Annotated in this window: 9 protein-coding genes; 3 read left to right on the forward strand and 6 right to left on the reverse strand. The window is 70.5% G+C overall.

Going from position 1 to position 9,996, the window contains the following annotated elements:
• The first annotated feature begins 602 nt into the window (after positions 1-602).
• A complete protein-coding gene (locus NBZ85_RS32760; RefSeq protein WP_261562482.1) occupies positions 603-1,610 on the forward strand; it encodes an effector-associated domain EAD1-containing protein in 1,008 nt (335 codons plus the stop codon).
• A 12-nt stretch (positions 1,611-1,622) separates the two neighbouring features.
• On the opposite strand, the gene NBZ85_RS21460 is transcribed toward NBZ85_RS32760, so the two are convergent.
• From NBZ85_RS21460 to NBZ85_RS21480, 5 genes are all read right to left on the reverse strand, one after another.
• Entirely contained in the window at positions 1,623-2,489 is an 867-nt protein-coding gene (locus NBZ85_RS21460; RefSeq protein ID WP_261558648.1) for a helix-turn-helix domain-containing protein, read from the reverse strand.
• A gap of 993 nt (positions 2,490-3,482) precedes the next feature.
• Positions 3,483-4,340 (reverse strand): SDR family NAD(P)-dependent oxidoreductase, encoded by an 858-nt coding sequence (locus tag NBZ85_RS21465; RefSeq protein WP_261558654.1) that lies wholly within the window; start codon positions 4,338-4,340, stop codon positions 3,483-3,485.
• Positions 4,298-4,735 carry an SsgA family sporulation/cell division regulator gene (locus tag NBZ85_RS21470; RefSeq protein ID WP_261558655.1) on the reverse strand — a complete coding sequence of 146 codons (438 nt, stop codon included), beginning with the start codon at positions 4,733-4,735 and terminating at the stop codon, positions 4,298-4,300. Before NBZ85_RS21470 ends, NBZ85_RS21465 begins: the two co-directional genes overlap by 43 nt.
• Before the next feature lie 291 nt (positions 4,736-5,026).
• Positions 5,027-5,212, reverse strand: coding sequence for a hypothetical protein (locus tag NBZ85_RS21475; RefSeq protein WP_261558649.1), 186 nt, complete (start codon positions 5,210-5,212; stop codon positions 5,027-5,029).
• 182 nt (positions 5,213-5,394) lie between these two features.
• Positions 5,395-6,468 carry an MFS transporter gene (locus tag NBZ85_RS21480; RefSeq protein WP_261562483.1) on the reverse strand — a complete coding sequence of 358 codons (1,074 nt, stop codon included), beginning with the start codon at positions 6,466-6,468 and terminating at the stop codon, positions 5,395-5,397.
• A 261-nt stretch (positions 6,469-6,729) separates the two neighbouring features.
• Between NBZ85_RS21480 and NBZ85_RS21485 the strand changes: the two genes are divergently transcribed.
• The gene (locus NBZ85_RS21485; protein WP_261558651.1) at positions 6,730-7,689 is read left to right on the forward strand and encodes a LysR family transcriptional regulator; all 960 of its coding nucleotides are present in this window, start codon (positions 6,730-6,732) and stop codon (positions 7,687-7,689) included.
• Between the two features lie 36 nt (positions 7,690-7,725).
• Here the strand turns inward: NBZ85_RS21485 and NBZ85_RS21490 are convergent, their stop codons facing one another.
• Positions 7,726-8,349 carry a TetR/AcrR family transcriptional regulator gene (locus NBZ85_RS21490; protein WP_261558652.1) on the reverse strand — a complete coding sequence of 208 codons (624 nt, stop codon included), beginning with the start codon at positions 8,347-8,349 and terminating at the stop codon, positions 7,726-7,728.
• Positions 8,350-8,505: 156 nt separating this feature from the next.
• Between NBZ85_RS21490 and NBZ85_RS21495 the strand changes: the two genes are divergently transcribed.
• On the forward strand, positions 8,506-9,681 hold the full coding sequence (locus NBZ85_RS21495) for an FAD-dependent oxidoreductase (protein WP_261558653.1): 1,176 nt from the start codon (positions 8,506-8,508) through the stop codon (positions 9,679-9,681).
• Positions 9,682-9,996: the final 315 nt, after the last annotated feature.

The raw sequence follows: 9,996 nt of genomic DNA on the forward strand, positions 1-9,996 counted from the left end.
CACGACCGACGGATTATGAGTCCGCTGCTCTAACCGGCTGAGCTACCGCCCCCTGGTCTGCTCCCCGGGCCTCCGGCAGTGCCGGAGCGCCGAGTGCCTACAGCCTAGCGGGTGGGTTCGGGCGGCTGGGGTGCCCGTCCGGACGGTGGGTGATCGTAACGCCGTTGAGCGCGAGATTTACATCGAGGCGTCGCCCGAGGTCGTCGGCGAGAGGGTGAGCAGTCCCGGTCATCTCAAGGAGTGGTGGCCGGACGATGCCCGTGACGAGCCGGCGTCCGGGTCGCCGAGGGAGATCGTCTTCGGTGATCGCGATGCTGGGGGACAGTGGGGCCTTCGCCGTCTGCGCGCCCGTAGAGGCTCACGTGGAAACCGTGCCGCGTACAGTGATCCTCCGCTGCCTGGCCGGGGAGGGGAAGATCGCCGGGATTCCTGTCGGTTCTCACGCTGCGGACATCGGAGCGACGTCGGTGTCCCTTGGGCTGTCGCTCATGGGATTGGCACCCGTTCTGCTCGCCGGCAGCATTCTTCTCGTCCCGTTCGCCTCGGCGCGGCCTCGAAGGACGCGGCAGCGGCAGCGGCAGCAGCGTCGGGTTCGCACGAGGGTGGCCGGGGTCGCGGGTGCGCTCGCAGCGCGGCCGGATCTGTTGCCGGCCGAGCGGGTCGTCGGCGTCGTGGCCCGCTGCGATCGCATCGTCGTCCGTACCCGGCTGATGCTGATCGTGCCTTTCGCTGTGCTGTCGATCGGATTTCTGCTGACAGCGGAGGGCGTGCTCCTGCGGGACTTCGCGAGGTCTCACGGCGACGTTCCCCTGGTAACGATGTTCAGAGTGCTCGTTGCCATGGAGGCGTACGTACTTTTCCTGGCCGCCGCCGTGGGCGTTCAACGAGCGGTCTGGAATCGGCATCCGGACCTCTTCGCGGCGCATCAACTGCTGAGAGCCATCGAACAGATGTCGACACTGCGAACGGATGCCGCGGGTACCGCCGACGGCCATGGCGACGGCCATGGCGACGCTGCCGGCAGGGACGGCGGTGGGGATGTGGACGTCGGCCAGGTCCGGCAGGACGTCGTGGCGATGCTCGGGCAGTCGGCGCGATACGTGCGCAGGCTGATCGGGCGGCGGTTGCCGTTCGTCGGACGGGAGGAGCTGGTGGACGTCCGGCTGCGGGCGACGGAGCTGGCGCAGGCGATCAGCGGCCATCAGAAGGTTCTGGTCTACGGCTCGAGGGATGAAAGTATGCGGCCGGCGGTCGACCGAACCTTCCGTCCCGATGACATCGAGCTGCTGCGGCGGGAAGTGGCCAGGATCTACACCTCGTCCGCGGCGGCGGATCAGGTGTTGTCCCGGCTGGAGTATCCCCGGGAACAGCGTCCGAATATCGACTATCACCGGCCCGACGTGGCCTGGCAGGAGATCTTCCACGACCTTGAGCTGGGGATCGTCGAGGATCCGTATCGACGGTTGCTCGCCGGAGTGTTTGAAATGTACAATGCGAATTTGGTTCTGGTGGACCTGGCGCACCGATACGACCTGCCCGTTCCCTCGCGGCGTGAGCCGCTGCGGCGGATCACGGGCACGAAACGGTGGCTCCGCCGGCCGCGTGCTTGACCTGTTCGCCCGTCAGGCGGTCGCGTCTTTGTTGCGGAGATACTCGTCCAGCGCTGTGGTGTGCTGCCACACGCGCTCGAAGAACTCGGCGTAGGGCGTGAGGAAACGACGGCTCTCCGAGCTCAGCCCCTTCAACTGCTGCGCGCCTGCGCCGGAGAACGTGAGGAACGTGACGGAGTCGTCGATGAGCGCCATGTTGATCCAGTCGACGCCTGGGGTCCATTCGAGCACATTCGCCTCGTAGGCCGTGATCTCCCGGACCTCCTCGTTGTGCGCGCGCAGCCAGTTCAGGAACTCTCGGCCCGGCTTGCCGTCGGCCCCGATGGGGAGCCCGATGATCCGCCGGACCGATCGGGAGGCCGAGACCGCCGTCCCGACTCCCGAGCCGGACGGGGTTGCGGCCGGCTCGGCCCAGTCGAGCACCGTCGCGAAGTAGTTCCGCGCGGCCAGGCTCGCGTACCGAGTCGGTGGATGTTGCCGAATATAGGTGACGCGGATCTGCTCCGTCGCCGCCTGCACCGCGGCCGCCGCGGCGGTGTAGAAGGCCTCGGTGTTGTCGTGGTACTGGATTACCAGTGACTCGCTCTGCCCGTCGACTTCCCGTTGCTCCGGCGCCGTTTGGATTCCGGCGACCATTCGTGAGCGTTGCAATTCTTCGTAGAGCCTGTCGAAGCTGGCGGGGTTGACATTGCAGGCTCTCGCGATCGCGTGGACCTGACTCCGGGTGGGGACCTGTATGCCCTTGAAGATCCGTTCAACGGTATTGCGGCCGAGCCCCGCGCGCTTTGCGAACCCTTCCTTCGTGAGATCGTCCTGCGCGCTCAGGCGGGCGTCGAGCAGTGCACTCGCCAATGCTGCCAGGGCCGGGTCCACAGGCATTGACTACACCGCCCCGGTCGGGTGATGGCGTGTCGGAATCGCCGACGGGTCCAGGTGGTCCATGGCGTCTACCTACGTTCGGGTGGGGCTGGGAAACGGGCCGGCGGGATCTGCTTGCTTGCACGCTGGTGCACGCGGATGCACGTTCTCGCGCACTGATGCACAGCCATGATCGTACCCGGCCTTCATGCGGCGGGCGTAGCTGCCCACGCCTGCGCGCCCGTGCCTGTCGAGGGACGTCGGGAGACCGACCTTGTGCACGTCCCGGCAACGCTCTTGCCAGGGCATTTGGGGCTCCCGCATCCTTGTTGACAGGAGCACGAGGACCGGGAGGGAAGGTGAGCCATATGTAGCGCCGGACTCGATGTGAAGGTGCCGGACGGCAGATCGTGTCGGCACAGCAAAGGGGCCGCTGCTCAGCCCGAAACGCCCCGCAGCGGCCCCGCGCGAATCACGGAAGGGAACCCATGTTCGCAAGTCTGACTGTACGCCTCAACACCGACCACTGGAGGGCGCCGACGGTAGTGATCATTATAATCCTCCTCGCCGCTCGGTTGGGAGGGATTGAGGTTCAACCGATTGTCGCCGCCGTCGTCGGCGGGCTCGCTGCACGATGATCATCCAGTCCCGCTCGGAGTACCGCCGGCCGTCACCGGCGACCGGCGGCCCGTCGAAGGGAGTCGAACCGTGAAAGCAAAGGAGACCGATGGTGGGTGCATCGATCGCACCCACTGCGGGAGCTGCGGAGGTCCACTGACGGGGCACGTCATCGTGTCGTTTGATTGTGTCGGCAATCCGGTGGAGGTGTACTCCCGTCACTGCCCGTCCTGCGCGGGTGATGCCGGCGTGGCCGCCCAGCGCCCACGTCGGGCGCCGATTCGCGGATAGCAGCCGGGTGGGTTCCTGCCGGCTCGCCGCTCCGTACCGGCCAACCGGCCAGGTCGAGCGGCGAGCCACGTGCTGGAGTCCTCGGCCGACGGGCCATCCTGACGCTCAGTCCACGGAGTCCGGTGGGAACTCGACCGGGTACGGCTCGGCGAAGTCGGCCGAGCGGCTCACCTCACGCCACGTGAGGTCCGCCGCCAGAAGGCGGCGATCCAGCGCGATCGACCCCTCGGCGGCGTTCACGCCCAGCGGCAGGTGCTCGGGGAGGTCGCGGCGCCTGGCCACGGCGACGAGGATCTCCGCCGCCCTCGCCGGATCGCCCGCGGGACCGGACTCGCTCTGGCGCACCCGCGAGTTCAGGACTCCCACGGTGCTCGCGTACTCGGCGGGAATCTCGTGCACGGTCATGGAAGCCCCGGCCCAGTCGGTGCGGAAGCCGCTCGGCTCCACGACGACCACTCTGACGCTGAACGGTGTGGTCTCGGCCCGCAGGACCCGGCTGAAGCCGTCGATGGCGAACTTCGCCGCCTGGTAGGACGCGATCCCGGGCGATCCCCCGACGCGCCCGCCCACGGACGAGAACTGCATCACGAGCCCGCCGCCCTGCGCGCGCAGGAGTGGGATCGCGGCCTTCGAGACGTGGTAGACGCCCCAGAAGTTCGTCTCGAACTGGGCGCGGAAATCCGCGTCGTCGCCGGTCTCGATCGGCGACACGTTGGCGTAGCCCGCGTTGTTCACGATGACGTCCAGCCGGCCCAGCCGCGACGCGGCCTGCGCGAGGGCGGCGCGTGCCGCCGCCGGATCGGTCACGTCGAGCCGGAGCGGCACGACAGCCTCGCCGTACTCGGCGACAAGATCGTCGAGCTGCTCGGGTCGGCGGGCGGTCGCGGCAACCCGGTCGCCGGCGGGATCGGGGACGCGGGCTAGGAACCGCCGTCGTGGAACCTGTCCAGCTCGGCGTTCCAGTCGACGTGGGCACCCTCCTCGCCGGAGGGAACCACCGTCAGTGTGTCGTTGATGAACGCGATGACCTGCTCGTGGCGGAGCTGGACCTCGGTGTGCCGGGACGCCGACTTCAGCGACAGGACCAGCAGCCGGACCCCGTCGTGGAACGCCGGTCGCACCTCCACGGCGCCGACACCGGTCGGCCGCCGGGTGCCGTCGATCAGGAGCTGGCGGGCGAATGTCCAGGTGACCGTCTGCACGGTGCTCGTCCGCAGCCGCAGGCTGACGGCGAACGGATCGGCCCGGTCGAAGCGGAGCGCCGCGGGCAACGGCGCGCGGGTGCCGTCCGGCTGGACGAGAAAGGCCGACAGCTTCGACTCGAAAGGGTTCGCGGCCGGTGGACGTCGCTGCGACATGCCACCCTCCCGCTCCCACGAACGCCGGACGCCCCGACAGGCGGGCCGCCGACCCGGACCCGACGTCCCCTCCATCGTCACACGCCGGCGCCACCTCCGTGCGCCCGAGTCCCACGACTGGCGGCGGTATCCCGGAAATCCGGCGACGCCCACGCGGTCGGCACTCAGACGACGGGGAAGGCCGGCTCGTCGCGACGAGGTCGCGGCGCGGATCGTCGAGGATCGCGCGCAGTTGTTCGAGGACCGGGCGGATCCCCGGGGTCGCCGCGGTCGGGAGGACGACCTGCAGGGTCACCAGCAGATCGCCGCGGCCATCGCCGGGACCGGCACCTCGGCGTAGGCGTCCTGGCCCCGCCGCGCGCCACCCGAGGTTTTCGAGCCGAAGAGATCGTCGAAGAAGTCCTGCGTCGAGGGGGTGCCGCCGAAGAAGTCCGCCGGCGCAGGTGCTGGTTGACCGTGGTCCTCGCCCGCCGCCACCGTTTCCCCCTCACGCGCGGAATGTCACGCTCCTGCATCCTACGAGCAGTGATCACCAGCCGAATGGTGATCACCACCGCGTCAACGAGCCGGGATCAGCTCACCAGCCGCGCGATGCCGTCGAGCGGGCACCCGAGGCCGGGGTCGAACTCGAACCCGGCCCCGGGGTCGCGCTCGCACCGTCAACCTGCGGGTGATCGAGCTGCTCCGGCAGGCTGTTGCACCTGCAACGTGTTTCGGGGGGTGGTGGCGAGGGCGGTGGTGAGGATGGCTGCTCCGCAGCCGGCCAGCAGATACCAGCCGACGTGGGGATGGTCGAGGGTGACGAGGGAGCCGACGACGGCGACGCCGAGGACGTTGCCGATCTGGCGTGAGCTGGTGGCGACGGCGGACGCGACGCCGGCCCGTGCCGCGGGCATCGCGGCCACGGCGATGTTCGTGATCGGCGGGTTGACGAGTCCGAAGCCGATACCGAGAAGCAGGTAGCCGACGGCAAGCTGGCAGTAGGGCGCTGTCGCGGCGGCGTGGACGAGCACGAGTGGACCGGCGGTGAGCGCGATTCCCGCGGCGGTGAGAGGGATACGGGGGCCACGGCGGGCGACGAGCCGGCCGGTCAGCGGCGACACGACCACGATGACAGCGGTGGCGGGCAAGACCAGCAGGCCGGCTGTGACGGGGGCATCGCCGCGGGCGTCCTGCAGGTAGAGCGTGTTCAGGAACAGGAAGCCGGAAAGAATCATGAAGGCCAGCACCGCGATGCCGACGGCCCCGGCGAAGCGGGGGTTGGCGAACAGCCGCACGTCGAGCAGCGGCTGGGCCCGCCGGCGTTCCACCGCGATGAACGCGGCCAGGGCGACCGCGCCCACCGTTCCCGACAACACCACCCCGGGTGAACCCCAACCCGCGGACGGCCCCTCGATGATCGCGTAGGTCAACGGCGCCAACGCGGCCACCACGAGAACCTGGCCGACCCCGTCGAGACGACGCGGGTCCGGTGACCGCGTCTCGGGCATCACGGCGGCCGACAGGCCGTACGCGGCGGCGACGATCGGCAGGTTGACCCAGAACACCCAGCGCCAGCCGAGTGTGCCGATCAGCAGACCACCGGCCACCGGGCCGGCCGCCGCGCTGGCCCCGAAGACGGCCGCCCAGACGCCGATCGCCCTGGCCCGTTCGCGGGGCTCGACGAACACCCCGGTGATGGTCGACAGTGCGTTAACGACGCCAGCACCAGCGTGTAGGCGGCCACGATCCACTGCAGGCCGGACACCCGGGCGTGCAGGTCACGCCCGATGGTCGGCAGGCCGGCATTGACGATCGTGTTGTCGAGGCTGGTGATGAACAGGGCCGAGCAGCAGGTCACCAGCAGGATCCGGGGCCGCCGCCGCGGCGCCCGGGCCGGCCCCGGATGGCCGGCCCGGGCGGTTGTCGGTGTGGTCATGGCTCCGACGCTAGGAACGGACTGGCGCCACGAATAGTGAAAGTATCGCAGGGGATATTGTCACCAGATGCAAACCATGTCGGTCGACCTGAATCTGCTGGTGGTCCTCGACGCCGTCCTGGAGGAGGGCAGCGTGAGCGCCGCCGCCCGGGAGCTGCACCTGTCCATCCCGGCGACGAGTCGGGCCCTCGGCAGGCTGCGGCGAGCCCTCGATGATCCCCTCCTGGTCCGCTCGGGCCGGGGACTGACGCCCACCGCCAGGGCTCTGGCGCTGCGACCCCGGGTCCACGCACTCGTGCAGGAGGCACGGCTACTGACTGCCGGGACCGCTGCGGCCGACGAGGTCAGCACCCTGCGCCGCTCGTTCGCCGTCCTCGCCGACGATGTGGCGTTGGCGCTGCTGCCCGGCCGGCTTCTCGCGGGGATACGGGCCGACGCCCCCGGCGTGACCGTCCGCTTCCTGGCACCCGACCCCGCCCGCGGCCACGGTGCCGCCCTGCGCGAGGGCCTCGCCGACCTGGAACTGCGCGTCAACGCCCGCCGAGACCCCGACCTACGCGGGCAGGGCCTGCTGCGCGATCAGCTCGTCGGGATCGTCCACTCCGGCCATCCGCTCGCCGCCTCACCTGTCACCGCCGAAGATCTCGCGGGCGCCGACCATCTCGAGATCTCCGACCAGGGCGAGCTCACCGGCCCCCTCGACACCCTGCTGGCGGCCCGCGGCCTGCACCGGAAGGTCGTCGCGTCCGTCCCGACCGTCCTGGCCGCCCTGCTCACGCTTCTCGACAGCGACCTGGTCGCGGTGGCACCCGCCCTGCTGGCCGCCCGGCACGCCCAGCCCCTTGGACTCCACGTATTCGCGATCCCTGTCCCGCTCAAAGGGATCCGCGTCAGCCAGCTCTGGCACCCACGCCACGACGCCGACCCCACCCACACCTGGCTCCGCACCTGCATCTCCGAGACCACCCGCATTGTCGAGACCACCCGCATTGTCGAGACTGCCCGCATCTCCGAGACCACCCCGGCAGAGGCGTGAAGCGAAGCCGGGGCTTCGGGGCGGCCCGGCGGTGGATCACGCCGGGCCGGGCGGGGAGGCGGCCACGGCCGTCCAGCCATGTTCGAGCAGCGCGAAGATCCGTTCCAGCGCGCGGTCGCTGTCGGTGTCGGTGGCGGTGCTCGTGATGGCGAGGCCGGTGGACGCCAGGGCGAAGTGGGCGAGGGCCAGGCAGGCGGGGTCGTCCGCGGGCAGCGCGCTGGCCTCGGCGATCGCGGACGCGAGGGCGGACGCGTGGCGCAGCCACATCCGGCGGGAGTGCTCGCGTAGCTCGGGGGTGCGTTCGACCAGCGCGCGGAAGTCGTCCAGGCGTGGGTCGGCGCGCCGGGCGGCGTCGCGGGCGCTGCCGAGGTGGTCGCGCAGTGCCCGGGGGATCGGCTGGCCGCTCGGGCGGTCGCGGACGGCGGCGACGAGGGCGGCCTCGCGGTCGGCGTCCTCGTCGAACAGCAGCGCCACCTTGCCCTCGGGGAAGTGCTTGAACAGCGTCGTCACCGACACGTCCGCCGCGTCGGCGATCTCGCGGACGCCGACCGCGTCGAAACCGCGCGCCAGGAACAGGGCGAGCGCCGCGTCGGCCAGCGCCTGACGGGTGGCGGCCTTCTTGCGCTCGCGGCGTCCCGGCGGTGGCGTCGTCTGGTCCATGCCGTCACGGTAGCGCAGGGTGGAACGGATCTAAAACTGTATCCGTTGCACTTTTTGATTGGTTCTGCTTTTCTGGGTGTGTCCGGAGGATGGCGGGCCCGTGGGTTCGGACCCGCCCCGCGCACTCCTCTCCCCGTCCACACGGGAGTAACGATCATGAACTCATCGCTTGAAGCCGCGCCCATCGCCATCGCCATCGTTGGAGCCGGTCCCGGCGGCCTGACCTGCGCTCGGGTCCTGCAGAACCACGGCATCGCCGTCACCGTCTACGATCTCGACGCCACGGCCGACGCCCGTCCCGCGGGCGGCAGCCTCGACATGCACGCCGACTCCGGTCAGGTCGCGCTCGCCGCGGCCGGGCTGCTCGACGCGTTCCGGGCACTGTCCCGGCCGGAGGGGCAGCAGGTGCGGGTGCTCGGCCGCGACGCCGGCGTGCTGCTCGACATGGTCCCCGACACGGCGCCCGAGGACGGTGCCCCGGAGATCGATCGCGGCCAGCTCCGCACGCTGCTGCTGGACTCCCTGGCCGCTGGCACGGTCCGGTGGGCCCACCGGGTGACCGACATCGAGCCGCTCGGCGGCGGCGCCCACCGGCTCCACTTCGCAGGCGGCACGTCCGCCGACCACACCCTGGTCATCGGCGCGGACGGGGCCTGGTCCCGGGTCCGGGGGCTGCTCGGCGGCGCCGTCCCGGAGTACACCGGTGTCACGTTCGTCGAGGCGCACCTCGATGACGCCGACCGGCGCCATCCGCACGCCGCCGCCCTCACCGGGCACGGGATGATGATGGCGCTGCACGCCAACCGCGGGCTCATCGCCCAGCGCAACAGCGGCGGCCACATCCGCGTCTACATCGCGCTGCGCACCGAGCTCGACTGGTACGAGACGGCTGGCATCGACCTCGCCGACACCGAACGTGTCCGCGCGGCCCTGCTGGCGGAGTTCACCGGGTGGAGCCCGTCCCTGCTCACACTGATCACCGACAACGACGGCCCGTTCGTCAACCGGCCCCTCCACGCCCTGCCCGTCCCGCACACCTGGCCACACACCCCCGGCCTCACGCTTCTCGGCGACGCGGCGCACCTCATGTCCCCGTTCTCCGGGATGGGGGCCAACCTCGCGATGCTCGACGGCGCCGACCTCGCCCAGGCCATCGCTGCCCACGCCGGCGACCCCAGCGCCGACCACCTGGACGCCGCCGTTCTTGCCTACGAGAACGCGACGTTGCCAAGGTCGGTGGAGGCCGCCGCCGGCGCCGGCGAGGCGATCGCCTCGGCCATCGCGCCCGACGCCCCGGTGGGGCTCCTCGCCCACTTCGCGTCCCGGCACTGACTGACGGCTCTGACGGCTCTGGCTCTCTCGCCCGCCTGGCTGGCGCATCGTCCCAGCTAGGACGCGCATCTGGCTGTGATCATGGGGTGGTCCGTGCGGAGTTCCTTGATCTGGATCCGTCGGGGAGTGGAGTCGATGGCCGGTGAGGCAGCCGCCGGGGGGCTCGTTCCAACCGGGGCGTCGAGCCGTGCTGATCTGAGGGGCGGGGATTGATTCCGTTCCCGGTGGTGGTGGTGGGGCGCGGGTAGTTGCAGGAGGTTGATGGCGGTTGCGGGCACGCGGGCCGGGATTAACCTCCTGCAACTGCCCGCGCCC

This window comes from Frankia tisae, from assembly GCF_025403405.1.
Lineage (GTDB): Bacteria > Actinomycetota > Actinomycetes > Frankiales > Frankiaceae > Frankia > Frankia tisai.